This is a genomic window from Arsukibacterium sp. (assembly GCF_033722355.1).
In the GTDB taxonomy this organism is placed as follows: domain Bacteria; phylum Pseudomonadota; class Gammaproteobacteria; order Enterobacterales; family Alteromonadaceae; genus Alishewanella.
In genome coordinates this window covers 1-26,177 of record NZ_JAWVZF010000022.1, presented here as the reverse complement: position 1 = coordinate 26,177, position 26,177 = coordinate 1, and the positions used below count along the sequence as shown (strand labels likewise).

Below are 26,177 nucleotides of genomic sequence, written 5' to 3'. Positions count from 1 at the left end.
TAACGGGGCCGGGCTCGCGGCTGATGACTCCCCCCTTGGCACGGATTTGCTCACACGCCTGATAAACGTCATCGACTTCCAGCGCAATATGGCCAAAGGCATTGCCCAACTCATAACTGCTGGTACCCCAGTTATAAGTCAGTTCCAGCACGCTATGCTCACTTTCATCGCCAAAACCAACAAATGCCAGCGTGTATTTATATTCCGTATTTTCAGACTGGCGCAGCAGCTTCATGCCTAGCACCCCGGTATAAAAAGCGATGGACTTTTCCAGGTTACCCACGCGCAGCATGGTGTGTAGCATCCGCATATCATCTCCTATTCTGTTTTGTCTTTATACTCACAGAGGTCTTCAATAATACAAGATCCGCACTTCGGTTTGCGGGCAATACAGGTATAGCGACCGTGCAGAATAAGCCAGTGATGGACGTCAAGTTTAAACTCGGCTGGTACCACTTTAAGCAGCTTTTGCTCTACTTCGTCAACATTTTTACCCGGTGCCAGTTTAGTGCGGTTAGACACCCGGAAAATATGGGTATCAACGGCAATTGTGGGCCAGCGAAACGCCGTATTGAGCACGACATTCGCCGTTTTACGGCCCACGCCTGGTAATGCTTCCAGTGCGTCGCGGTTTTCCGGTACTTCACCACCGTGCTGTTCTACTAATATCCGGCAGGTTTTAATCACATTTTCTGCTTTGGTATTAAATAATCCAATGGTTTTGATGTAGTGCTTAACACCGTCGATACCTAAATCCAGCATAGCTTGCGGGGTACGGGCAACCGGAAACAACTGTTTCGTTGCTTTGTTAACACCAACATCGGTGGCCTGAGCTGATAACAAAACCGCAATTAATAATTCAAAAGGCGAGCTGTACTCAAGTTCGGTGGTCGGCTCCGGATTGGCTGCGCGCAGCCGGCTGAGGATTTCAATTCGTTTTTGTTTATTCAATTCTGTTAAAGCCTTATATATCGTCAGCAGGACACGTTGTTCTGGCTGATGAGGTTACTGCGCAGTCACCCTTGCTCTGGTAATACTGGCAGCCTGTTGCTGACGCTGCTGCAATCTGGCATCAATCAGATTTTTCAGAGCAATTAGCAATCCCATACCTATAAATGCGCCCGGCGGTAATATCGCCAGTAAGAATTGCGTATCCAGTTGAAATAACTCTATCCGTAATACCGCTGCCCAGTCACCAAGTAACAAATCTGCGCCATCGAACAGGGTACCCTGACCCAGGATTTCCCGCATAGCACCCAGGGCCACCAGCACCAGCATAAAGCCCAGGCCCATCATCAGCGCATCAATCGCTGACGGTAATACTGCATTTTTGGAAGCAAACGCTTCAGCCCTGCCAATAATGGCGCAGTTGGTCACAATCAACGGAATAAAAATGCCCAGAGATTGATACAGGCCGAACGTGAAAGCATTCATCAGTAACTGCACAACAGTAACAAAACTGGCAATAATCAGCACGAACACCGGGATCCGGATCTCTGCCGGCACGACGCTTCGCACCATTGATACCACGATATTGGAGCCTAATAATACCAGCAAAGTTGCCAGGCCAAGCCCAAGGGCATTAGTGACGGTGCCGGTTACCGCCAGTAACGGACATAGTCCCAGCAACTGCACCAGCCCGGGGTTATTGCGCCACAGGCCCTGTACCGCCAGCTCACGAATACTGTTCGGATTATCCGTCATTGTATTGCTCCACAGTTGGCAGGCCGGCTTGCCAGGTCAGGTTGCTTTAATACCAGTAAACCAGCGTTGTATACCGCATTTACCACGGCGCGTGGGGTGATGGTTGCGCCGGTAAACTGGTCAAACTGACCTCCATCTTTTTTTACAGCCCAGCGCGACTTATTATCGGGGCTGACTTGTTTGCCCTGAAAACTGTCAATCCAGTCGGAGCGGCGGCGCTCAATTTTATCACCCAGACCGGGAGTTTCCTGATGGTTCAGCACCCGGCTGCCCAGAATGGTACCGTCAGGTGTTACCGCCACAATTAAATCGATATTACCGCTATAGCCATCCGGTGCGGTGGTTTCAATAACATAAGCACTGATGTCTTCATCTTCCCGTAACCGGTATATTGGCTGCGGTGTAGCACGGCCGAGTAACGCTTCGTTGGTAACTAAAATGCAGTCAGCCAGCACGCTTTCACTTGCCCGATTCTGGGGCAATACATCGTTCAGGATTGCTAACTTATTCTTAAGCTGTTGCTCAGCAATTCTGGGCTGGGCAAGTTGATTCACCAGACCGAGAATGGCGACACAAATCAGCGCGACCAAAGCCAGAAGTGCTGCATTTTTTGATACTGGCAAGATCATTTATTTGCGCTCCTGGCTTTGTGACCATAGGTACGTGGCCGGGTGTAATAATCGATAAATGGCACGCTCATATTGGCCAGCAATACAGCAAAGGCGACACCGTCAGGATAACCACCGTATTTACGGATAATAAAGATCATAACACCAATCAGCGCACCATAAAGCAGGCGGCCTCTATTCGTGGTAGAGGCAGACACCGGATCGGTGGCAATAAAAAAGGCAGCCAACATGGTCGCACCGGAAAATAGCTGAAACAGCGGGCTAGGGTTGCTGTCTGCGGCGGCCAGCCAGCTTAACAGACTCACTAAAAATAAACTGCCGAGCACGGCAACCGGAATTCGCCAGCCAATAACCCGCAGTTTAATTAAGATTAAGCCGCCAGCCAGGTAGGCCAGATTGACCCACAGCCAACCTGCACCGGCAATGCCATAAAATACCGGCGCCTCCATGCTTTCTGTTAATGTCAGGCCTGCCGCCAGGTCTGTACGCAGCGTATCCAGTGGTGTGGCCATCGATACACCGTCAATGCTGTTTTGCAGCTGACTGATACTGAAACCACTGCAGGTGTATTGGCTGAAAACAGCACATACGGCATCTAACGGCGTCAGAGTTTCCGGTTGCAGACTGATACTGGGCAACCACTGGGTCATTTGTAACGGAAAGGCGATTAACAGCATGACATAGGCGGCCATGGCCGGATTAAACAGGTTGTTGCCAAGGCCTCCGTATAATTGTTTAACGATGACAACAGCAAAAAATGTTCCGATAACGATCAGCCACCAGGGGGCATACGGCGGAATAGCAATGGCGAGCAAAACGGCGGTCAATAATGCACTGTGATCTTTCAGTCTTGGCAGTGCCGGCTTGTTTCGCAAGACCATAACGATGGCTTCGGCCAGCCAGGCTGATATCGCAGCCAGAATCAGCTGGACCAGTACACCGTAACCAAACAGCAAAGCCTGGACGATTATTCCCGGTATACAGGCTAACACCACCAACAGCATGATTTGCGAAGTACTGCGGCTGACTCTGTGATGGGGCGAGCTGGCAATTTTAAAACTCATGATTTCTCACTGTCTGCTTGTTTTTTTGCTTTTGCCCGGGCAATTGCTTCAGCAATAGCCGCTTTGCGTGGATCGGTTGCTGCCTGTGGTGTCGTCTGGTCAAGTGCTTCGGGTTGTTTGGTTTGTTCAGCCTCAACCAATTTTTCCTGCATATCAGCCTGAGCCTGTGCGGCCTTTCGGGCTTTTGCTCTGGCAATAGCCGCAGCCACTGCTTCATTTCTCGCTGTGGCCGGCTCATCTGCAGACGCTTGCTTATCGGGTGCTGCGTCCTGAACAGCAGGCTCAGCCTGTGGCGCGTCGGCTGTTTTGGCAGCCTGATAAGCCCTGGCCTGCTGCTTTTTAGCTTGCCGCTCCGCCAGTATCTGCTCCCGGTCGACGGGGCCGCTGCTTTGCTCCGCTTGCTTGGCTTTTATTCTGGCCAGAGCGTCCGCTACCGCGCTGCTGTTACTGTTGTTTTGCTGAGCCTGCTCCCGGGCCTGTGCAAGCTGCTGATTCCGGGCCATTCGTTCCTGCTTTTCCCGCTCGAGTCTGGCTTTTCGTGCTTCAAAGCGCGCTTTAGCCTGTTCCGCTTTAACGGCCTCGCGTTGTTGCTCTCTGATATCAGCTTTAGCAACCCGGTAATACTGCACCAACGGTATTTCGCTAGGGCACACGTAGGCACAGGCACCACACTCAATACAATCGAACAGGTTGTATTCGTCCAGCTTAGCCGGATCTTTGGCTTTGCTATACCACAATAATTGTTGCGGCAGCAGGCTTGCCGGACAGGCATCAGCACAGGCGCTGCAACGAATACAGTCAAGCTCCGGCCCCTGCTGCGGTAACTCATGTTGGCCCGGCGCCAATAAGCAATTGGTTGTTTTGATTATTGGTACCGACAGGGCGGGCAGTGTGAAACCCATCATTGGGCCGCCCATAATTATTTTGCCATCGTGTTGCGCCTGGTAACCACAAAATGCCAGAAGATGACTGACTGGCGTACCAATCAGCGCCTGCACATTCTGAGGCTGACGTAATGTTTCCCCGGTTACAGTGACAATACGTGACAGCAGAGGCTGATCGTCCAGTACCGCCTGAGCTATTGCAAAAGCGGTTCCCACATTCAGCATGACTATGCCAATGTCGATGGGCCGGCGGCCAGCGGGCACTTCTTTGTTGGTCAATAACTGGATAAGCTGTTTTTCACCGCCGGAAGGATATTTAGTCGGCACATCGCGCACATAGTAGTGCTCGCGCTGGTTACACGCGGCTTTTAATGCGGCACTGGCAACCGGTTTATCGTCTTCAATACCAATTAAAACTGCTTTGGGGTTAAGCAATTTACATAGAATATCAATGCCTTTGACAATGGTAATGGCTTCTTGCTGCATTAAGGCATCATCAGCACTGATATACGGCTCGCACTCCACAGCATTAATAATAAGGTAATCAACAGGTTGGGTTAAGCCTGCTTTTAAGTGAGACGGGAAGCCAGCGCCGCCCATGCCGGCAATACCACTTTCCTGAATACGTTCCAGTAAGCTCAGGTTATCAGTGGTTGCCAGATTGAGTGGCTGGCGTTCGCGCCACTCTTCATGCCCATCCGGGACCAGTGTAATGGTCGTTTCCGGTAACGCTGAAGGATGCGCACTGGTATGATCGCCAATAGCCACGATAGTACCAGAGGTAGGTGCATGCACCGGAACCGCCATCGAATTATCAGCACTGGTCAGCGGCTGGCCTTTGAGAACCCGTTGACCGACATGCACCAGGATATGCCCGGCCACGCCAATATGCTGACGGACCGGAATAAATAATTGCTCTGGGAGAGGCGGCAATGCTATTGGCTTTGGCGCAGTCTGGGCTTTGCGACTTGGCGGGTGAACTCCCCCGTGAAAGTCCCATAATTTACCCGCTTGGATCTGCTGAAATAAACTCGGCACCTGTTACTCCACCTGGGTTATCGGAATGGCGTTTAAATCCCACTTCCAGCGCTCTGGGGTTGGGGTGACGGGCAACATATCAATGCAATCGACCGGGCAGGGATCAACACATAAATCGCAACCGGTGCATTCATCAACAATAACGGTATGCATCAGTTTGGACGCGCCGACTATCGCATCAACCGGACAGGCCTGGATACATTTGGTACAGCCAATACACTCGTCTTCTCTGATGTAAGCTACCCGCTTTACGGCAACCGTCTGTGCCGCGTTCAATGGCTTGGCTTCCACTCCCATTAAATTAGCTAATTTGCGAATGGTACTGTCGCCCCCGGGAGGACATTTGTTGATATCGTCGCCATTGGCAATAGCTTCGGCATAGGGCCTGCATCCGGGATAGCCACATTGACCGCATTGTGTTTGTGGCAATATATCGTCTATCTGATCGACCAGCGGATCGCTTTGCACTTTAAAACGTACCGCCGCGAAACCCAGCAAGCCGCCGAATACCAGCGCCAGTGCTCCGAGGATCAGTAGTGCGGTTAATAGACTCATCAGACTTTCACCAATCCGGTAAATCCCATAAATGCCAGCGACATAAGACCTGCTGTGATCATGGCAATAGCTGCGCCTTTAAATGGCACCGGTACATCTGCTGCCGCCAGACGCTCTCGCATTGCGGCAAACAAAATTAATACCAGAGAAAAACCCGCGGCAGCACCAAAGCCATAAATGGCAGAATTAATAAAGTTATGCCGCTCGTTTACATTAAGTAAGGCTACGCCTAACACCGCACAATTGGTTGTGATAAGCGGTAAAAAAATACCTAATAAACGGTATAGGGTAGGGCTGGTTTTGTGAACCACCATTTCGGTGAATTGCACGACCACGGCAATCACCAGAATAAAGCTTAAAGTTCGTAAATAAAGCAAATCGAACGGGGCCAGTAAAAAAGTGTCGACCAGATAACTGCAGATAGAGGCCAAAGTCAGGACAAAGGTTGTCGCCAGTGCCATACCAATAGCTGTTTCCAGCTTCGAGGACACCCCCATAAAAGGGCACAGACCAAGAAACTTTACCAACACAAAGTTGTTCACTAACACCGTACTGATCAGCAGAAGAAGGAAATCGGTCATTATCAGGCTTAAATAATTTGGCTCGGGCTGGTGACAGACGGGTATTATGCAATGATGTCTCGATCGTTACAACCAAACAAACATTAGGGTTATTATGCCTGACGGGCGGCTTGTCAGGTTTTCATGGCAGTTAACCTGCTATCATTATACAGGTTAACTGCCAGCACTGAGTCAGCGTCAAATAGGAGTGGGCTTGCCCACGTAGTACCCCTGGTTACCATCAATAAATAATGATTCCAGCATATGCTTTTCTTCCTGGGTTTCAACACTTTCAGCAAATACGCCAACACCAATCCGGTGGGCCAGGTCGATCATCAACCGCATAAAGTACTGATTATTTTTATCTTCATCAATATGCCGGGTGTAGCTACCATCCATTTTGACAAAATCAGGTTTCAAATCCCGGAAAAACTTAAACGAAGTAATACCGACGCCAAATTTCTCAACGGTTATTCTGGCGCCGGCACGATGAACCATATCGATAAAGCGTTTGCTGGTTTTCAGATTCTGTTGCAAGCCAAATTCTGATACTTCAAAAATCAGTTTGGCCGCGATGTGGGCATCTTTTAACAACCGCCGTTCCAGCCAAATTACGAACTGGTCATCATGGACACAGCGTGGTGACAGATTCAGGCCAAAATACTGATCCTGTAAGTTACGGTTTTTAATGGTGGTCAGTGCTGTCTCAATAATTAAGCGGTCGACGGCAATAATTTTATCCAGCTTCTCGGCCATGGCCAAAAATGACGCAGTGGGCAGGACCTGGTTTTCCTGGGTTTTGAAACGAACCAGAATTTCTGAATAGGCTTTGGCAGAACGGTTTGACGGCTGTATCAGTTGGGTTAACAGATTTATCCGGTTGTTATTTAACACATCTTCAATCACATTGCGCCAGTTCTGGTTACCATAACCGCTACTGGCCATTTCCAATCCAGCGGAATCTTTCTGAAGGTGCCAGGCATTGGTTTGTTTTGTTTGTGCCAGACTGATGGATGTATCCGCTACCGCCAGCAGTTCACCCAGCGCCTTGCCACTTTCGTAAGTTACCAGGCCAGTATAGGCGACAGAGTCAAGATCAGCCGTTTTCTGGTACTCGTTAAAACGGCTCTGTAATTGTAACGCAAAGTTTTCTGCTTCTTTTGGTGTTATTCTTGGTAATAAAATACCGAAATCTGAACTGTTTAAGCGGAATAATTTAGCGTCTTTGTACGCATCGGCAACTTTACGAACAATATTAGCGACATCCTTGATGTACTGATCGCCCTCCTGATAACCCCGGGTTTGGTTCAGGCTCTGCAATTCAGTGCAGCGGGTAATGGCAAATACGCCGAAATCGGTTTCTTTGGAGACTTTACAGTGGTCTTCGTAATACTGGACAAAACGGTTGCGGTTAGGCAAGTCAGTTACCGGATCTTTGTATGCTTCTTCTGCTATCTGATAAGCCGCTGATGTCATTTCGCTGTATTGTTTTTTGCTGAAATTGGCCAGCTTTTGTAAGGCAACATTAATATCAGAAAACTCAGCAGGAATATTATGCCAGTTTGGCTCTGATTTTTGCGGGTCCTGTATAAAACCATCAATCAGTTGATTAACCGCCTGAGAGGTTTTACGGTAACTGCGACTGAGACTGCTTTTGGTAATAAATACCGTCAGCCAGCCAATGACGAACGGTGCCAGTAATAAGACAAAACCAAGTTGTTGCAGCGGTGCCAGCATAGGCCGGTGATTAAGCTGATAGCTCAGCATCAGGCCATGCTCTTCGCTTCGCATCGTCACAGGTCTGAACTGGCTGCCCGCGGTTTGCAATGCCCACATCGCAGCAGTGGTTGCCGTGCGGGCCGTATTTTGTTCGTGTAATATCGTGCCGTCCAGCTGACTGATCCGCAAGCTTTGTAAATCGAAGCTGCGGTCCAGCTGACGACTAAGTACTTTGGCGTCACCTGACAGATGATGTGTTAATATTTGTTCTATGGCATTACGCGCGTTCCGTTCGCGAAGCTCTACCAGTTGTTGACTATATAGCACCAGAGCTGACACTGTAATTGCCGCCAGGATTACAGCAGTCAGCAACTGCGCCATTAATAGTGTTTTAAATACTTTCATAAGCCCTGACCACCAAACATATGTGCTTCCTTGTCTAACGCTTAATAATATAGTGTAGCTAAAAAGAATAGAAAGCTAATTAAATCAAAAAAATACCTAGAAAGGAATAAATTACGACGGATAGCATTAAAAACAGCTGAGATGCGGATTTTGGCTCCCCAAGTTGGACTCGAACCAACGACCTACGGATTAACAGTCCGCCGCTCTAACCAGCTGAGCTATTGGGGAAATATGTGATACTAATGCAACTGATACCGCGGTTGGCTCCCCAAGTTGGACTCGAACCAACGACCTACGGATTAACAGTCCGCCGCTCTAACCAGCTGAGCTATTGGGGAAAAGACTTACTGTTGTTGACGCTGTTGGCTCCCCAAGTTGGACTTGAACCAACGACCTACGGATTAACAGTCCGCCGCTCTAACCAGCTGAGCTATTGGGGAACAGCATTCAACGGGGCGCAATACTAATGCCAGCCATGGACCCTGTCAACAGTTTGCTGCGCAGATTTGTCTCTGTCAGGTTTACTTGCATATTGTTTAAACAAAACATGGTTGATCCAGGTTGGATTACGCCGTCACAGTATTTATTTTTCGTCCAGTTTAACAAGTTGATGTTCCGTAATTGCCGCCAACGCCAGTAATAGCAGCACTCTTGAAAGTTACCCACAGAAGTTGTGGATAAGTCTGTGTGCTACTCTGTATTTAGCGTTGCTAAGCCTTATATTCTCTACGTTCCGGGGTGGTCAAGTCGCAAAGTGAAAAAAATAATAGTCAATTAAAACAATTGCTTAATGAAATTACAGGGAAAGGGTTTTTACCTTCAAATGATCCAGAGTGGCATAAATTAAGCAAGGGCCGAATTGTGAACTATTTGCTGGTGTCCCATCGTTTATTGACGACTATCTGTACTATTGCCACGCTTTTTAAGGCTTTACCATGGTATGGAACCTTGCTTTTCACTACAATGGCAGCTTGTTTTTCATTAGGCAGGATGTATGACTAACCAGGCACCGCCGGCTAATCAGATTTTACAGGGCAATATCGGCATAACATTACGCAGTATGACAGTGCCGGTGCTGGCGGGTATGTTAACCCTGATGACGTTTAACCTGGTTGATACGTTTTTCATCAGTATGCTGGGAACGACGCCGCTGGCTGCTATCAGCTTCACCTTTCCGGTTACCTTTACCGTTATCAGTCTGGCTATCGGCTTGAGTATCGGCACATCTGCGATTATCGCAAGGGCATTAGGCGCCGGCCACAATAAAGAAGCACAGGCCGATTCCCTGGCGGCATTATGGCTGGCTGTTTATTTGGTACTGGCATTAAGTCTCACTGGCATGTTACTGATTAACCCACTGTTTCGCTTGCTTGGCGCAAGTGATGCCACCCTGGGTTATATTCACGACTATATGCTGATTTGGTTTGCTGGTGCAGTGCTGTTGGTGATGCCAATGGTCGGCAATGCGGTGTTAAGAGCGTCGGGGGATACCAAGACACCCAGTATCATCATGGCGAGCGGTGGTGTGGTGAATGCTGTGCTGGACCCGTTATTTATCTTTGGCTTTGGTCCGATACCGGCAATGGGGATGCAAGGCGCTGCGTTAGCATCAGTTTTGTCCTGGGCATTGGGCTGTGGGCTGGTGATATGGTTATTATTTAAACGGGGTTTACTGATCGCTTTATGGCAACCTTGGGCAACAGCGTTGCCGATTTACCGGAAAATTTTACGGATAGGTATGCCTGCAGCAGGCGCTAATATGTTAACGCCGCTGGCGATGGCAGTATTAACGGCCATTATGGCTGGTTACGGCGCAGCTGCGGTCGCTGCTTTTGGAGTAGGTATCCGGTTGGAAAGTCTGGCTTCATTAGTTGTTCTGGCACTTTCAATGACCCTGCCTCCGTTTATCAGCCAGAATTTTGGTGCAGACAAATTACAACGGGTGCAACAGGCTTATCAGCTGACGACATCTTTCATTATTCGCTGGCAGTTTGCCGTTTATCTTCTGCTGGCGCTGCTGGCTTGGCCGATAGCGGATATGTTTACAGACGATCCGGATGTGGCGCGCTATATACGCTGGTTTTTATGGATAGTGCCACTGGCCTACGGCTTACAGGGTATCACTATTTTAACCAATTCATCTTTCAATGCCCTGCATTTGCCAGCGAATGCGCTTTGGCTTAGTTTAATCCGGCTGTTTGTATTTTATGTGCCGCTGGCCTGGGCAGGCGGTAAATTATTTGGCGTCATCGGGGTTTTTGCCGGGTGTGTTGTGGCGAATAGTTTTACTGCTGTTATTGCTTACAGCTGGTTTAACCGGGTCAGCCTATTTAAATTAAAGGAGTCAGCATGACCCGACCATTTGAACTGGTATCGGAATATCAGCCTGCAGGCGATCAGCCAGATGCCATAGCAAAGCTGGTGGACGGACTTGAAGCCGGACTGGCTCATCAGACCTTACTTGGGGTAACCGGTTCAGGCAAAACCTTTACAATGGCTAATGTCATCGCCAATGTGAACCGGCCAACCCTTATCATGGCGCATAACAAAACCCTGGCTGCCCAGCTGTATGGTGAGATGAAAGCGTTTTTCCCTAACAATGCCGTAGAGTATTTCGTCTCTTATTATGATTATTATCAGCCTGAAGCCTACGTACCTTCCACCGACACTTTTATAGAAAAAGACGCCTCGATTAATGAGCATATCGAACAAATGCGACTTTCCGCCACCAAAGCACTGATGGAGCGGCGGGATGTCGTGATTATTGCTTCGGTATCGGCAATTTATGGTCTGGGTGATCCTGAATCCTATATGAAAATGCTGCTGCATTTAAAAGTAGGTGACATTGTTGATCAGCGTTTTATTCTGCGCCGGCTCGCTGAACTGCAGTACAGTCGTAATGATATCGAATTTCAGCGGGCAACATACCGGGTACGCGGTGATGTTATTGATATTTTTCCGGCTGAATCAGATGAAATGGCGGTAAGAGTAGAGTTATTTGATGAGGAAATAGAACGGATAAGTATTTTTGATCCGCTAACCGGTGCGGTAGAACAGGTTGTCACCCGTTATACAATTTACCCCAAAACCCACTATGTTACCCCGCGGGAAAAAATTCTGGCAGCGGTTGAGAATATAAAAAGTGAACTGGCAACCCGCCGGGCTGATTTGTTGCGTGAAAATAAGTTACTTGAAGAGCAGCGTATCGCTCAGCGCACTCAGTTTGATATCGAGATGATGGTTGAGCTGGGTTATTGTTCAGGCATCGAAAACTATTCCCGCTATTTATCTGGCCGGGCCAATGGCGAACCACCACCAACTTTACTGGACTATTTCCCGGCTGATGGCCTGATGTTTATTGATGAGTCGCATGTCACTGTATCGCAAATCGGTGCCATGTATAAGGGCGATCGTTCGCGCAAAGAAAATCTGGTTAACTATGGTTTCAGGTTGCCATCGGCACTGGATAACCGGCCGTTAAAGTTTGATGAGTTTGAGGCGATTGCGCCACAGCGGGTTTATGTTTCCGCTACCCCGGCTAAATATGAGCTGGAAAAATCGGGTGGAGAGGTTATTGAGCAGGTCGTCCGGCCGACAGGTCTGGTTGATCCGGTTATTGAAATAAGACCGGTTGCTACTCAGGTTGATGATTTAATGTCAGAGGCGCTGGCCCGGGCGAAGGTAAACGAGCGGGTACTGGTGACGACACTGACTAAGAAAATGGCAGAGGATTTAACTGAATATCTGAATGACCACCATATCCGGGTGCGTTATCTGCACTCCGACATTGATACGGTAGAGCGGATGGAGATAATCCGTGATTTGCGGCTGGGCGTGTTTGACGTATTGGTGGGAATTAATTTGCTGCGTGAGGGGCTGGATATACCGGAAGTATCGCTGGTGGCGATTCTGGATGCTGACAAAGAGGGCTTTCTGCGTTCAGACCGCTCGTTAATTCAGACGATTGGCCGGGCAGCCCGTAATCTGCAAGGTAAAGCCATTCTGTATGCTGACCGGATCACCGGTTCTATGCAGCGCGCCATGGATGAAACAGAGCGGCGGCGTGCCAAACAGATAACACATAATTTACAACACGGCATCGAGCCTGCGGCTATCCGTAAGAAAATATCCGATGTGATGGATTTAGGCCAGGCACCGACCGCACCGACCGCCCTGCGCAAAGTTGCTGAGCAGGTGAAACTGGTGAAAGGAAAAACCCCTTATCAGTTGCAGGCACAAATAAAACAGCTGGAGCAGAAGATGCTGCAACATGCCAAAGATTTAGAGTTTGAGCAGGCCGCCGCATTACGGGATGAATTGCATCAGTTAAAACAGGCATTGCTGGAGCTGTGAGCTGAGGTAAAAAAAATGCTGCCAGCAGCCGGTTTTTAAGGTTTAATCAGCAGTCACTGGTCTAATCTGATGGCTGAAAACGCCTCCGTCTGGCTAACGCTAACCTTTATTAGCCGGCTGTTCAGCCCGGTTTGGGTTGTATTTGGAATTAGGGAAATTATTTATGATGCAGCGTTTTTTGACATGTTTACCGGTAGTCTGCTTCTGCGCCCTGCTGACAGCATGCTCTGAACCGGCAACGAATACCACTGAAACGGTTATCCGACCGGTGAAATTACATCAGGTTGGCAGTGATGCCGGCAGTGCTGTACGACAGTTTCCTGCAATAGTCGAGCCGACAGTCCGGGCCAATTTAACATTCAGAGTCAGTGGTAAATTAGTCGAGCTTCAGGCCCGGCCCGGCCAGCAGGTGCAAAAGGGTGAATTGCTGGCCAGACTGGATGATACCGATTTTAAATTAAAACTTGATCAGGCCCGTGCCCGCTATGAACTGGCGCAAACCCAGTTTACCCGTGCTGAGCAGTTAATTGCGCAGAAACTGGTGTCGCAGGCGGTATTTGATGAAGCCAAAGCCCAGTTACAGGTCGCTCAGGCTGATTTGTCAACCGCTGAGACTGCACTGAGTTATACCCGGCTGCAAGCTCCGTTTGCCGGTATCATTTCCCGGCTGTTGGTTGAAAACCACGAAAATATTGCTGCCCAGCAACCGATAATGGAACTGCAGGTAAGGGATCAGGTTGATGTCGTCATTCAGGTGCCGGAAGATGTTATTTCAAATGTGCGCAAAGATTTTGATTACCAGCCGGAGGTCGTGTTCGATTCACACCCGATGTATCGTTACCGTGCCAGGATCAGAGAATGGGATACCCGGGCAGATCCGGCTACCAATAGTTTCAAAGTGGTGTTCAGTATGGCAACACCAACTGAATTTAACGTGCTATCTGGCATGACCGCCAATGTTATTGCTGAAGTCAGTAAAATTAATGCCGGCTATGTTGATGCGTTATTTATTCCGGCCAGTGCGCTGTTTTTACCCAATGACGTTGCTTTACCCCATCAGCAAAGTTATGTATGGGTATATCAGCCTGACACTGGCAGGGTGGCGCGTCGTGCTGTTACCGTCAGCAGTTTAACCAATGCCGGTGCGGCCATTACCAAAGGTCTGAGTGCAGGGGAACACATTGTTATTGCGGGCGTTCACCATCTCAGTGACGGTCAACAAGTGCGGCCCTGGGTGCGTGAGCGGGGACTGTAAGCATGGATCTGGCGCGCTATTTTATCCGCAACCGGACATCTTCCTGGTTATTTGCTGCTATTTTGTTGGTCGGGGGGCTGGTGTCCTATGCGGGTCTAGGCCGGCTCGAGGATCCACAGTTTACCCTTAAACAAGCATTGATCATAACGCAGTACCCCGGTGCATCGCCTACTCAGGTAGAAGAGGAAGTCACTTATCCGCTTGAAAATGCGATTCAGCAATTACCCTATGTCAGTCATGTCAGCTCGGTCTCATCGGCCGGATTATCACAACTGATGGTCGAAATGAAAGATACTTACCGTGCACCGCAGCTGAAACAGATTTGGGATGAGCTGCGACATAAAGTGAATGATTTACAGCCTCAGTTACCCCCCGGCGTGAAAAGCCCCAAAGTTCACGATGATTTTGGTGATGTTTATGGCATTTTATATGCGATAACCGGGGAGGGTTACAGCGACGAAGAACTGCGTGATTACGTTGATTTTTTGCGCCGTGAGTTAGTGATGGTGCAGGGCATCGGTAAAGTTGCCGTAGGGGGTGTGCAGCAGCAACAGGTGATTGTTGAAATATCCAGGCCCCGTTTAACGGCGCTGGGCATTGCACCGCAAACCTTATCAGCCTTACTGCAAAGCCAGAATGTCGTTGCTAATGCCGGCTCTATTAAGGTTGGGCCTGATCGGCTGCGGATTTATCCTACCGGCGAATTTGAATCCGTGACCGAGTTAGAGAGCCTGATTATCTCCAGTCCTGACTCGACAGAGTTGATTTACCTGGGCGATGTGGCGCGGGTTTATAGGGAAAATGTCGAAGTACCCCAACAGCTTATCCGCTTTAATGGCCAGAATGCCCTGACGCTGGGTGTGGCTTTTTCTGTGGGCGTCAATGTGGTTGAGGCCGGTGAGCGGGTGCAGCAAAGGCTGGTTGCGCTGGAGTACAATAAACCGGTTGGGATCACGCTGCATACAATCTACAACCAGCCAGAGGAAGTGGCCAACTCCGTAAGTGGCTTCATTATCAACCTGGCCGCCGCCGTCGTAATTGTTATCTTGGTTTTGCTGCTTTTTATGGGCATTCGCAGTGGTATTCTAATCGGGCTGATATTGCTGTTAACGGTACTTGGTACTTTTATTTTTATGCGGCAAATGAATATAGAGCTGCAACGGGTATCCCTGGGGGCTCTGATCATTGCGCTGGGCATGTTGGTCGATAATGCCATTGTGATTACTGAGGGAATTTTAGTGGGTATGCAACGGCGCTTGAAACTGGCCGATGCCGCGAGTCTGATTGTCAAACAAACCCAGTGGCCGTTGCTTGGGGCAACAGTGATTGCCATTGCCGCTTTTGCGCCTATCGGTTTATCCAGTGATGCTACCGGTGAATTTGCCGGCAGTCTGTTCTGGGTGCTGCTGGTCTCATTATTACTAAGCTGGGTCACGGCGATTACCCTGACGCCGTTTTTTGCCAGTATTTTGTTTAAAGACAGATTAGCGGTAACAGACAAGGCGCCGGCACCATTATATCAGGGGCTGATTTTTACTCTGTACCGCAGAGTGCTGCTGACAGCCTTGCGCTACCGAATGGCAACTTATCTGCTGACAGCGGGTCTGCTGCTGGCTGCGGTAGTTGGCTTTGGTCAGGTAAAACAGGTGTTTTTTCCCCCATCAAATACGCCTGTTTTTCTGGTGGATTTATGGCAGCCCGAGGGCACTGATATTCGTTATGCCAGCGAGGAAGCGGTGCAGCTTATGAATTATCTGACCACACTGGACGGCGTCAGTCATGTGACCAGCACCAGCGGACGTGGCGCTGAACGTTTTATGCTGACCTATCAGCCGGAGAAAAATTTCTCTGCTTACAGTCAGTTAATTGTCCGGGCCGGGCAGCGCGAGCAATTACCTGAATTAATGCGGCTGACCCGCGACTATATTACTGAGCACCTGCCACGAGTCCAGCATAAATTACTGCGACTGGAGGTGGGGCCATCCACCCCGGCAAAAATTGAAGCACGGTTCAGTGGCGCAGAGCCGGATGTGTTGCGTCAGCTGGCAGAGCAGGCAAAAACGATATTACATTCGGATGGCCAGGCCGTCAGTGTCAGGGATAACTGGCGGCAACGGGTTAAAGTCATCCGGCCAAGGTTTAATGAAGCCATGGCACGCCGGGTCGGGATCAGCAAACAGGATATCGATGAAGTACTCCTTACCAGCTTGTCAGGACGGACTGTTGGCATTTATCGCGATGGTACCCATTTGCTGCCCATTGTTGCCCGCTCGCCGCTGGCTGAACGTGATAATCTGGATGCATTGTATGACTTACAGGTATACAGCAATAAGTTGCAGCGTTATGTGCCTATTACGCAGGTTGTTACCGGTTTTGACTTAGTCTGGGAAGATGCCCAAATCCAGCGGCGGGACAGGAAAAGAACCATTACGGTAATGGCTGATCATGATAATTTGTCTGCTGATACGGCTGCAGCATTACAGGCACGGGTGCAGGCGAAAATAGAGGCTATTGCTTTGCCTACCGGATATTTTCTCAGTTGGGGCGGTGAGCTGGAAGCGCAGCAAAAAGCTCAGCAGGCCTTATTCAGTTCACTGCCAGCCGGTTATCTGATGATGTTTGTGATAACTGTGCTGCTGTTTAACTCGCTGCGTCAGGCACTGGTGATTTGGGCCTGTGTGCCGCTGGCAATTATTGGGGTAACTTTTGGTCTGTTGTTGCTCGATGCACCCTTTGGCTTTATTGCCCTGTTAGGGTTTTTAAGTTTATCGGGCATGTTAATTAAAAACTGTATCGTGCTGGTAGAGCAAATTAAACTGGAGCTGACCGAGGGCAAGGCAGCGTTTGATGCAGTCTTTGACAGTGCCGTTAGCCGGGTGCGGCCGGTTGCCATGGCAGCCATTACCACCATTCTGGGAATGTTGCCGTTACTGGCGGATGTGTTTTTCGCCAGTCTGGCAGTGGTTATTATGTTTGGTTTGGGATTTGCTACCCTGTTGACGTTATTGTTTCTGCCGGTACTATATTGCAGCGTTTTTAACATTAAAACCCGCTGAACCGCAGTGCCGCTGGTCAGCAATTAGCCGCTCTAACGTCACTTATTGCTAAACGCCGCTGGCGGCTAAAGTTTTTCAGCCGCCATGCTGTGCTTCTTTATTTGTCTGCTACAGTTAACTGCATATACTAAAATATGCATTTAATTAATATGTTATCTAATATTTTTTTTATTTTTTCTGTTACTAATGGAATGCGTTAATGGTCTGGTTGTTGTTTCTGCATATTGGTGCGCTGGTGATCTGGGCGGCCGCGCTAATTGTTCTGCTATTGTTGATGTCACGCAAAAATACCGATGATTTGCCGCACAGGGGCGAGGGCGATATTCTGGAGCGTTTATTTTTCACCCGGCTGGCCAGCCCGGCTGGTTTGCTGGCGATAGTATCTGGAACATTAATTTTTGTAGTAAACCGGCAGCTTGACAGCTGGTTGTTGTTAAAGCTGACACTGGTTACCGGGCTGGTGGTCTGCCATGTTATCGCCGGCATGCTGATTTTATACAGCACCCGGGCTCATACACCGTCGGTCACCGGAAAATCGCTGTCACTACTGCTGGTGGTATTATTGCTGCAGTTAACGGTGGTAGGCCTGGTATTATTAAAGCCCGGACCGGAGATGTGGTTATGGTTGCGCTAACCAGACAAAACAAGGCATCAGGACTTGGTATCTTCCTGCAGCATGTCGTCAATATTCACCCCGACAGCATTTTCATAAACCAGCCTGCCACCAAGGTAGCCGGTCGCGGTGATCAGCAGGCCACAAAGCAAAGAGAGATAAAGTCCTTGCGGAACAATGTTGGCTGTTGCATCGGGCAGCCGCAGCAGCCAGTTAAACGTTGCCAGCGACAACAACATGACCGCCAGCATGGCGTGACACCAACCAGTGATCAAACGCCTTATCTGGCTCACCAGCAACATATCCATCAGGCCGGCGGTGCTGGCGAGCCAGCCGCCCACTGCACCGACACCAGCCAGCCAGATACTGGCTCTGGCCCAGAATGGGTCAGCGCTGAACACAAAGGCCAGATCAGATGCAATCAGGCCAATCAGTGCCGCTACCGGGAAATGAATCAGCCCCGGATGCAACGGATGACCAAACACTTTAATCTGGCTGACAATAGGATCCATCGACATAACTTACCTCGTAAATCATTAAGCAGGGTTAGTAAAGCATTATTTCGTCACAGTTTAGCAGTGATTTGCTCCGGGGGCCTGCTGCTGACTCAGACTGCTTGCAGTGGACCTTTTTCAAGTCTTGACCCGCAGGGGCCTGCCGCAGCAGATGTGGCGATGTTGTGGTGGTTGATGTTCAGTTTTTTCAGTCTGGTACTGATGGCAGTCGTCATACTATGGCACTACGCCATTAAGCGGCGCGCTGAGAATGCGCCAGAGCGTGCTGTCAATAACTGGATTATCTGGGGAGGACTGGTATTGCCCACTGGCAGTATCCTTGCCCTGTTACTTATCGGTGTCCCTGTCGGACAAAAAATGATACCTCTGCCAAAAGATAATGCGTTGCAGATAAACATTACCGGTCATCAGTGGTACTGGCAGGTTCGTTATCCCGGGCATGAGATTCAGCTGATGGATACCCTGCATATCCCGGTCGATACCGTAGTGCACCTGCATTTAACCAGTGCTGATGTTATTCATTCATTCTGGGTGCCAAGGCTCGGGGTAAAACTGGATCTGATCCCCGGGCGCACAAATGTTTTAAGACTGGAAGCCTCCGAGCCCGGAATTTATCGGGGGCAGTGCGCAGAATATTGCGGCGTTGGCCATGCTCATATGCAGTTTACTGTTATTGCCCGGGAACAGCATGATTTTGCCAGCTGGCTGAATACGTTCCGGGTATCACAGCTTGATTTACCGGAGGAAAATACCGATGACTGACACCAGGCAGAACGCGGCATCATTAGCCAGTCAGCTTGATCGGGTTTGGGCTAACTTACCCGGCTGGGGGAGTCTGGCAGCAGTAAACCATGGGACGATTGGCCTGCGTTTTATGGTGACCGGTATGGTGTTTTTTCTGATTGGCGGCGTACTGGCCATGTTGCTGCGCACCCAGCTGGCGTTACCGGAACAGCATATTGTTAATGCAGAAACCTACAGTCAGTTGTTCAGTATGCACGGTACTGTAATGATGTTTTTGTTTGCAATCCCGGTGCTTGAGGGGTTGGCAATTTATTTGATTCCTAAAATGATCGGTGCCCGTGATTTGGTATTTCCCAGGATCAGCGCCCTGGGGTATTACTGTTATCTGTTTGGCGGGATCATCATTATGTCCAGCCTGTTGCTTGGCATCGCACCTTCGTCCGGCTGGTTTATGTACACCCCGCTCAGCAGCAGCGAGTTTGCTCCCGGCCCCGGTTCTGATTTCTGGTTACTGGGTATCACTTTTGTCGAAATATCAGCCATGGCAGCCGGCATTGAACTGACAGTCTCAATATTATGCAGCCGCGCGAAAGGTATGACACTAAGCCGGATGCCACTTTTTTGCTGGTACATCCTGGTGATGGCGCTGATGATCGTTTTTGGTTTTCCGCCGTTAATTCTTGCCAGCATTCTGCTGGAGCTGGAACGTGCTGCCGGCATGCCATTTTTTACGGTGGCTGCCGGCGGCGATCCGTTGTTGTGGCAACATCTTTTCTGGCTGTTTGGTCATCCCGAGGTTTACATTATTTTTCTGCCGGCAGCGGGTATTGTTTCAACCCTTATTCCGGTATTTAGCGGCCGGCCGGTTGTCGGCTATCGCTGGATTGTTATCGCTATTATTTTAACCGGCTTTATCAGCTTTGGTCTGTGGGTTCATCATATGTTTACTGTTGGCATTCCGCAGCTGGCGCAGGCCTTTTTCTCCATCGCCAGTATGCTGGTGGCGATACCGACAGCAATTCAGATATTTGCCTGGCTGGCGACATTATGGCGGGGTAAAGTCGTATTCCGGTTGCCAATGCTCTGGGTAAGTGGCTTTCTGGTTATTTTTGTCTGCGGTGGGCTGACCGGCGTCATGCTGGCGCTGGTGCCGTTTAACTGGCAGGTGCATGATACGCATTTTGTAGTGGCCCATATGCACTATGTTATGGTCGGCGGCATGTTTTTTCCGTTAATGGCCGGCCTGTATTATTGGCTGCCATTGGTGTCCGGTCGGATGCCCTCTGCAGTAATTGGTCGCTGGGGCTTCTGGTTAACGTTTACCGGCTTTAACCTGACATTTTTACTGATGCATGTGACCGGGTTAATGGGAATGCCGCGGCGGGTTTATACCTATGAGGCAGGGTTAGGCTGGGATGGCTTAAACCTGTTATCGTCAGTCGGTGGCTTTGTTATGGCCATGGGTGTGGCGCTGGTTCTGCTGGATTTATTGTTGCATTTCTGGTTTGGCAAACGTGCCAGTGCTAACCCGTGGCAGGCCGATACGCTGGAGTGGGCGCTGGATATGCCACCAGCTCAGTATAATTTTGTCAGTTTACCTGATGTTAATAGCCGTAACCCACTGTGGCAGGAACCACAGTTGGCTCAACGGATTGCCGCGGGCAAAGAAAACCTGGCAGACGCCAGCCGGAATAAAAGAGAAACGCTCGGCACGTCAGCAATCAGTGCGCAACAGCAAAAAGTATTGCAATTGCCGGGCAACTCCTGGTGGCCACTCTACAGTGCCCTCTCACTGGCTGCTGTCTGTATCAGCCTGTTGTGCCGCTGGTATCAGCTGGCATTGGTGGCCGTTATTATTACCGTGTTATTGCTTTTGCGCTGGAGCTGGGAAAATGGCGGCCATCCGAAAGCGTCGCCATCACCATGCCGGACCGGACTCGCGTTGCCGGTAGAGTCGCAAACGCTTGATGGTCCGGGCCGCTGGGGAATGATTGTTACCTTGCTGGCCAATGGGGCCTTATATATGTCGTTATTATTTGGCTGGTTCTATCTGTGGACTGCTGCGCCAAAGTGGGCAGCGCCCTCCGACGGGCCATTATCTGTCTGGTGGCTGGCAGGTTGCGGCATCCCCGCTTGCCTTGGCGGCTGGCTGTTCCATAATCTGTGTCAGCGTCTGGCAGCAGAGGATGACAGCGGCTTGCAACAAAAGCTCTGGTTATCTGCCGCCTTTGGGTTGGCACATCTGCTGATTTTACTGTTGCTGTTTATCCAGGTGCCACTGGACTACAGCCGCAGCGCGCATGATGCGGTATTGATGGTGATCCTGCTTTATTTGCTGGGGCATGGGGCATTAACCGTCATTTTAACCGGACTTCAGGCTGTGCGGGTCAGATGCGGTTATGTTCATGCCGGTTTACCTTATGAGCCACAGGTCATTAAACCGTTGTGGTTTTACTATCTGGCAGTGTACTGGTTAAGCGTGGCGCTGTTTTTTATACTGCCACTGGGGTGGGGGACACAGTTATGAGCCGTCGTGCCTGGTTGCAACCCTGTCATCCTGCCCAGCTGGTGATCGGGTTAACAATTTGGAGTATCTGGTTTGTGGCAATGTATGCTGGCTTATCTGTTGCTTGTCAGTTGGCCGCGCCAGCTGAGCAGCAAGGGCCGGTTAACTGGCTTAGTGCAGGTTTGTTTTTGTTTACACTACTGGTGTTAGCATTGTTACTGGCATTGGCCTGGCGGACCGGCCGCGCCTGTTTGCAACGGCGCAAGTCAGCAGACAATGCCGCCGGGGTGAACTATTTCACCGGCTATGTCAGCTCAGTATTGTATCTGGCTGCTGCTGTGGCAACCCTAGCGGGTGGTTTGCCGGTACTGGTGTTTGCCCCATGCAGCTGATAACCCGATATGTGAGCAGAGTAGTCGTTTTATTTGCCGGTGGCATCAGTTTGCCTTTACAGGCGCATAATCCGATGCAAAGTGATGGTGCAACCTTCTGGGCGGCGGTGGTTGCCCTGGTAATGCTGGCGTTGTTCTGGTTGTTGTATATTCTGGGCAGTATAAAAAGACCACCAGCGCTATGGCGGGCGCTGTTATTTCATAGCAGTTGCCTGTTGTGTGGTTATGCTACGCTAGGGCCACTGGATGAATTGGCGGAAACCAGTGCCAGCGCGCATATGGTGCAGCACATGTTATTTATGGTGGTCATTACGCCGATGTGGGCGCTGAGTTTGCCACTACCACAGTTTGCTGCGGTAACGGGTCGGCTTGGCCGGTTCTTATGGCAGCCTCTTTTGAAACTCAGCGCCTATCCGCTTAGTCTGGCTTATCTGCACGCCGCCATGGTCTGGTTCTGGCATACCCCACGGTTTTATGTGTTGGCACTGGAGCACCCCTGGTGGCACTTAGTGGAGCATTTTTGCTTTATTTTTACTGCCGCAATGTTGTGGTGGGCGACGCTGCAGTGCACTGAACGCAGTCGCAGCTGGGCTCTGTTGGCATTGCTGTTTACCTTAATGCATACCGGGTTTTTAGGCGCTATTCTGACCTTTGCTGATACCTTACTGTACTATCCAAGTCATCAGATCTCTGATCAGCAACTCGCCGGGTTACTGATGTGGGTACCGGGTGGCCTGCCATACCTGCTGGCTGCCGCCTGGCTGGGATATCGCTGGCTGACCGGCCGGGCAGCTAACCCCGGGATAACCCATTAAGCAGGCATAGGGGCAACATCGACCGCCACCGTCAGGGTATGCTCGCCGTTACCCTGCAGTAAACCTTTTAATGGCACAACATCGGCATAATCGCGGCCAAAGGCGACCGTCAGATGCTGTTCATCGGCCAACAAGTTATTGGTCGGGTCAAAATCAATCCAGCCCAGATCCGGATCAAACACGCCAAACCAGGCATGTGAGGCATCAGCACCGACCAGTCTGGGCTGACCTTCAGGCGGTTGAGTTTCCAGATAACCGCTGACATAGCGCGTTGGAACGCCGACAGAGCGTAAACAGCTTATGGCCAGCTGCGCAAAGTCCTGACAAACCCCGCGTTTATGCCGGATAACGTCACTGAGAGGTGTTACCACTGTACTGAATTCGGTGTCATATTCAAATTCAGCAAAAATAAACTGCGTTAAGGCCTGGGCCAGCTGCAATACGTTCTGTCCTCTGGCCATCAGTGGTTTAATCAGCGCTTCAGACTCCGGCAGCAGCGGGATCAGCTGGCTGGCATTAACAAAAAGTTTGGCTTGTAATGCCTGCGGATCGCACTGACTGGCCAGATAATCGGCTAATTTACCGGCGGTGATGCCATCCTGTATTTTCAGAATATTCTGCTGACTCTGCACCGAAACAATGCTTTTAGCGGTGACGGCCAATTGCTGGTGCTGACCCGGTAAGTGAATAAAATGCTGGGTGTTACCAAAATAATCAGTGCGCTGTTGCAACTCGGATGGTAACGGGTTTACTTCAAGGCCGGTCTCTAATACCTGCTGATAGGGCAACTGACGGGGCGTCAGGCATACCAGATTGTAGCTGTTGGCAACCGGCTGCGGATAGCAGTACTGGGTAAGATGGCTCAGGCTGTATCTCATATTAAAAACGTTGCCACTGGTTATGTAAGTCGACATGACTGAAATACGATAAAGTAATGCTATCTGATAACTGCCGGAGTCGTAACTGCAGTTTCATTAACAGAAAACCAAGCTCCTGCCTGGGCTGTTGATTATCATCAAATAGCTGCTCGGCGTCGTTCTGTTGCAGTAACCCCAGCAATTCGCTGGCCAGCTCAAGTTCATTACCCTGCAGCTGAGTGCCTGGCAGGGCGCCATATTGCTGTGGCGGCAGTTTATTCACTTCATGCAGTAATAAGGTACACTGAAACGCAACAGAGCGTGGCGTACTGTCGTCAAGCAACAGTAAATCAATTATTGGTAACGCATGCAGCTCATTTCGGTAGCGACGCCGATAGGTTAGCAGCGTATCGGCCATTCGGAGCAAGGCTTCGAGTAAGCTGGCACCCGGTGTGGCGTTGCAAAATACTGAATGCAGCAGGCCACAGGTTTGCAAAGCCCGCTCCAGGTGCTGACCTAAATCCATAAAGCGTAAGGAGTGAGTGCGGCTCATGGTTTCATTGTTTAAACCGTAAATGGCAGTTTGTAATAAAATAATTTCATCAAGTGTCCGAAGTAACGCCATTGGCTGCTGCCAGTCTGGTTGAGCGGGCCAGCTGTAAATGGTGTTTTGCAGTTTATCTAAAACATACCAGGTGTCTTCACCAAAATATTCCCGTACCGACTGAGCATTAAACAGCAGGTTTTTTAAAATTGTTACCAGACCAACCGGGTTATCGGCAGAGAAAAGTGGCTGAAACAACAGTTCAAGCGAGGCATTTAATTGCGGCTCTGCGCCGTTTGCCTGCAAGCAGAACCTGAGTAACGCTTTGGCATCCTGCTGGCCCTGTTCAGGTTCATCGCTGCCTAACAACGGTAACGCTGCCCGTAGCGCCCGGCAAATTAAATTTAGCCGCTCATTATAACGGCCCAGCCAGAATAAATGATCAGCGACTCTGCTGGGTACTAAGCCCGTCTGGCGGGACAATGTGATTCTGGTACTGGCGCATTGTAACAAGCTGCTACTTTGAACCTTCTCAGTAAGAACCCAGAGATCTTTGGCATTAAAGCCCTGACTGAAGCCCTGCCGTAAGCGGATTTGCAGATGTTCAGCTTCAGAAGCTGTCCGGCCAAGCGCGCCGGGTAATACTTCGATATGTTGATTACCGGCCAGCAGACTGAAGGTTCTGAATGTGCCGGACTGCTGCTGTGCTCCGTTGGAAACGGACCAGCAGGGAACCTGACTTAATGGCAGAATTTCCCGTGCAATATAAGCCTCGGGCTGCAGCTTAACCCGCTGCCATAGCGACGTCAGCTGAGCATCAGTTAACTGGCTTAAAACGAGCTGCTCACCAGTGGCCAACTGCTGCAGGCAATATTGGCGGGGACAGTGGCGTAGCTCGGTCAATGCGTCCGGCTCACCACACCACAGGGCTTTAACGGTTGGCAGTAGCAGTGGCTCTGCCAGAAGGAACTGACATGCTTTATTCAAAAAGGGCAACAGGGCGCCCGAATCCAGCAATGCTGCACCTGGCAGATTGGCGCAAAACAGCTGTTGCTGGCGGATGCTTTGCAACAGGCCGGCACAGCCACTGCTGGCGGGTGCCAGTTCCAGCGGATCGCAATGGTTGTCGTCAAGATAACGCAACAGACTTTGCAGCGGTTGCAGGCCGCTCAGGGTTTTCAGCCATAGCCGGCCATTTTTATACATCAGGTCTGCACCATGCACCAACGCAATATCAAGATAATTGGCCAGAAAGGCGTGCTCAAAATAAGCGGTGTCGCGTTGCTGATGAGTAAGCAGGGCGGTCAGTTGCAGCTGATCAGCCTGCGCTGGTCGCTGTAGTAACTGTTGCAGCTGGCGGAAAAAACCGGTTAGCTGGTTTTTTTTAATTATGCTGTTCAGTTCGGTAGTGGTGTTGTTAAAGGCCAACCGGTGTTCCAGTACATGGCCAAGGCCTGCAGGCAGCTGACTGACATCGTTAAAGGCACATAACTGCCCCTGAGCATTGCGGCCCAAATCGCAAGCCAGTAATGGTAACCAGGGCTGTGTTTCGGTTAAGCCAACGCAGGGCAGCAGAAACTCAGCATTCTGATAAATGACGCTGGCGGGAATAATGGCCTGCTGCAACAGGTGTTGCGGCCCATATAAATCAGCAAGGATAGCGTTAAGTAAGGTGTGGCGCTGCACAAGACCTGCGTGCAGCGGTTGCCATTGTTCATCACTGATAAGCCACGGAAGCAAATCCAGCTGGCGAGGCGAGGTATCCCAGGCATCTACCGCGGCACCGTTTTCCCTTACCTGATGTTGTAATTCACTATGCAGCTGAGCGAGGCGGCTGTCTGTTTGCTGTTGCCACCATTGCTCAACCTGCTGCCATTGGGGTAACGATTGCCAATGTTGCTGCTCGCTATTCACTGACTGGGCGGCGTTTAATGGCATAAGGCTCCTGTTGCGTTAAGCGGAAAGTTGC

At 50.1% G+C, this 26,177-nt stretch carries 21 protein-coding genes and 3 tRNA genes; 9 read left to right on the top strand and 15 right to left on the bottom strand.

Translation table 11 applies throughout. From position 1 onward, the window contains the following. The 12 genes from gloA to R3177_RS04250 all read right to left on the bottom strand — a co-directional run. On the bottom strand, positions 1-310 hold a 310-nt coding region (gloA, locus tag R3177_RS04305), incomplete at its 3' end, for a lactoylglutathione lyase (RefSeq protein WP_318969803.1). An 8-nt stretch (positions 311-318) separates the two neighbouring features. After that, positions 319-951 (bottom strand): endonuclease III, encoded by a 633-nt coding sequence (gene nth, locus R3177_RS04300; protein ID WP_318969802.1) that lies wholly within the window; start codon positions 949-951, stop codon positions 319-321. A gap of 54 nt (positions 952-1,005) precedes the next feature. Beyond that, positions 1,006-1,704, bottom strand: coding sequence for an electron transport complex subunit E (locus R3177_RS04295; RefSeq protein ID WP_318969801.1), 699 nt, complete (start codon positions 1,702-1,704; stop codon positions 1,006-1,008). Next, positions 1,701-2,333: an electron transport complex subunit RsxG gene (gene rsxG / locus R3177_RS04290; RefSeq protein WP_318969800.1), complete on the bottom strand. Its 633-nt coding sequence runs from the start codon at positions 2,331-2,333 to the stop codon at positions 1,701-1,703. The genes R3177_RS04295 and rsxG overlap by 4 nt, the downstream gene beginning before the upstream one ends. Beyond that, positions 2,330-3,397 carry an electron transport complex subunit RsxD gene (rsxD, locus tag R3177_RS04285; protein ID WP_318969799.1) on the bottom strand — a complete coding sequence of 356 codons (1,068 nt, stop codon included), beginning with the start codon at positions 3,395-3,397 and terminating at the stop codon, positions 2,330-2,332. Before rsxD ends, rsxG begins: the two co-directional genes overlap by 4 nt. After that, entirely contained in the window at positions 3,394-5,319 is a 1,926-nt protein-coding gene (gene rsxC / locus R3177_RS04280; protein ID WP_318969798.1) for an electron transport complex subunit RsxC, read from the bottom strand. Before rsxC ends, rsxD begins: the two co-directional genes overlap by 4 nt. A gap of 3 nt (positions 5,320-5,322) precedes the next feature. Next, the gene (gene rsxB / locus R3177_RS04275; RefSeq protein WP_318969797.1) at positions 5,323-5,874 is read right to left on the bottom strand and encodes an electron transport complex subunit RsxB; all 552 of its coding nucleotides are present in this window, start codon (positions 5,872-5,874) and stop codon (positions 5,323-5,325) included. Beyond that, entirely contained in the window at positions 5,874-6,455 is a 582-nt protein-coding gene (gene rsxA, locus R3177_RS04270) for an electron transport complex subunit RsxA (protein WP_318969796.1), read from the bottom strand. The genes rsxB and rsxA overlap by 1 nt, the downstream gene beginning before the upstream one ends. Positions 6,456-6,632: 177 nt before the next feature. Next, positions 6,633-8,558: a GGDEF domain-containing protein gene (locus R3177_RS04265; protein ID WP_318969795.1), complete on the bottom strand. Its 1,926-nt coding sequence runs from the start codon at positions 8,556-8,558 to the stop codon at positions 6,633-6,635. 151 nt (positions 8,559-8,709) lie between these two features. After that, positions 8,710-8,786 (bottom strand) — tRNA-Asn (locus tag R3177_RS04260). A gap of 33 nt (positions 8,787-8,819) precedes the next feature. Beyond that, a tRNA-Asn gene (locus R3177_RS04255) sits at positions 8,820-8,896 on the bottom strand. A 25-nt stretch (positions 8,897-8,921) separates the two neighbouring features. Next, a tRNA-Asn gene (locus R3177_RS04250) sits at positions 8,922-8,998 on the bottom strand. A 554-nt stretch (positions 8,999-9,552) separates the two neighbouring features. Between R3177_RS04250 and R3177_RS04245 the strand changes: the two genes are divergently transcribed. The 5 genes from R3177_RS04245 (at position 9,553) to R3177_RS04225 (ending at position 17,856) form a co-directional block, all read left to right on the top strand. Continuing rightward, positions 9,553-10,911, top strand: a complete 1,359-nt coding sequence (locus tag R3177_RS04245) for an MATE family efflux transporter (RefSeq protein WP_318969794.1) — start codon at positions 9,553-9,555, stop codon at positions 10,909-10,911. Then, on the top strand, positions 10,908-12,911 hold the full coding sequence (uvrB, locus tag R3177_RS04240) for an excinuclease ABC subunit UvrB (protein WP_318969793.1): 2,004 nt from the start codon (positions 10,908-10,910) through the stop codon (positions 12,909-12,911). Before R3177_RS04245 ends, uvrB begins: the two co-directional genes overlap by 4 nt. Before the next feature lie 163 nt (positions 12,912-13,074). Then, on the top strand, positions 13,075-14,166 hold the full coding sequence (locus R3177_RS04235; RefSeq protein ID WP_318969792.1) for an efflux RND transporter periplasmic adaptor subunit: 1,092 nt from the start codon (positions 13,075-13,077) through the stop codon (positions 14,164-14,166). A 2-nt stretch (positions 14,167-14,168) separates the two neighbouring features. Beyond that, a complete protein-coding gene (locus tag R3177_RS04230) occupies positions 14,169-17,222 on the top strand; it encodes an efflux RND transporter permease subunit (RefSeq protein WP_318969791.1) in 3,054 nt (1,017 codons plus the stop codon). A gap of 199 nt (positions 17,223-17,421) precedes the next feature. Continuing rightward, positions 17,422-17,856 carry a hypothetical protein gene (locus tag R3177_RS04225; protein WP_318969790.1) on the top strand — a complete coding sequence of 145 codons (435 nt, stop codon included), beginning with the start codon at positions 17,422-17,424 and terminating at the stop codon, positions 17,854-17,856. Between the two features lie 17 nt (positions 17,857-17,873). On the opposite strand, the gene R3177_RS04220 is transcribed toward R3177_RS04225, so the two are convergent. Next, a complete protein-coding gene (locus tag R3177_RS04220; RefSeq protein ID WP_318969789.1) occupies positions 17,874-18,353 on the bottom strand; it encodes a DUF2231 domain-containing protein in 480 nt (159 codons plus the stop codon). Here R3177_RS04220 and coxB point away from each other — a divergent pair. From coxB to R3177_RS04200, 4 genes are read left to right on the top strand one after another with little or no spacing between them, the layout of a single operon-like run. Beyond that, entirely contained in the window at positions 18,309-19,112 is an 804-nt protein-coding gene (gene coxB / locus R3177_RS04215) for a cytochrome c oxidase subunit II (protein WP_318969788.1), read from the top strand. The genes R3177_RS04220 and coxB overlap by 45 nt on opposite strands. Continuing rightward, positions 19,105-21,621 (top strand): cytochrome c oxidase subunit I, encoded by a 2,517-nt coding sequence (gene ctaD / locus R3177_RS04210; RefSeq protein ID WP_318969787.1) that lies wholly within the window; start codon positions 19,105-19,107, stop codon positions 21,619-21,621. Before coxB ends, ctaD begins: the two co-directional genes overlap by 8 nt. After that, a complete protein-coding gene (locus R3177_RS04205) occupies positions 21,618-21,992 on the top strand; it encodes a hypothetical protein (RefSeq protein WP_318969786.1) in 375 nt (124 codons plus the stop codon). The genes ctaD and R3177_RS04205 overlap by 4 nt, the downstream gene beginning before the upstream one ends. After that, a complete protein-coding gene (locus tag R3177_RS04200) occupies positions 21,983-22,807 on the top strand; it encodes a cytochrome c oxidase assembly protein (RefSeq protein WP_318969785.1) in 825 nt (274 codons plus the stop codon). The genes R3177_RS04205 and R3177_RS04200 overlap by 10 nt, the downstream gene beginning before the upstream one ends. Here R3177_RS04200 and R3177_RS04195 read toward each other — a convergent pair. Further along, positions 22,804-23,685, bottom strand: coding sequence for a transglutaminase family protein (locus tag R3177_RS04195; RefSeq protein ID WP_318969784.1), 882 nt, complete (start codon positions 23,683-23,685; stop codon positions 22,804-22,806). The genes R3177_RS04200 and R3177_RS04195 overlap by 4 nt on opposite strands. A gap of 1 nt (position 23,686) precedes the next feature. Next, positions 23,687-26,146: a circularly permuted type 2 ATP-grasp protein gene (locus R3177_RS04190; RefSeq protein ID WP_318969783.1), complete on the bottom strand. Its 2,460-nt coding sequence runs from the start codon at positions 26,144-26,146 to the stop codon at positions 23,687-23,689. Positions 26,147-26,177: the final 31 nt, after the last annotated feature.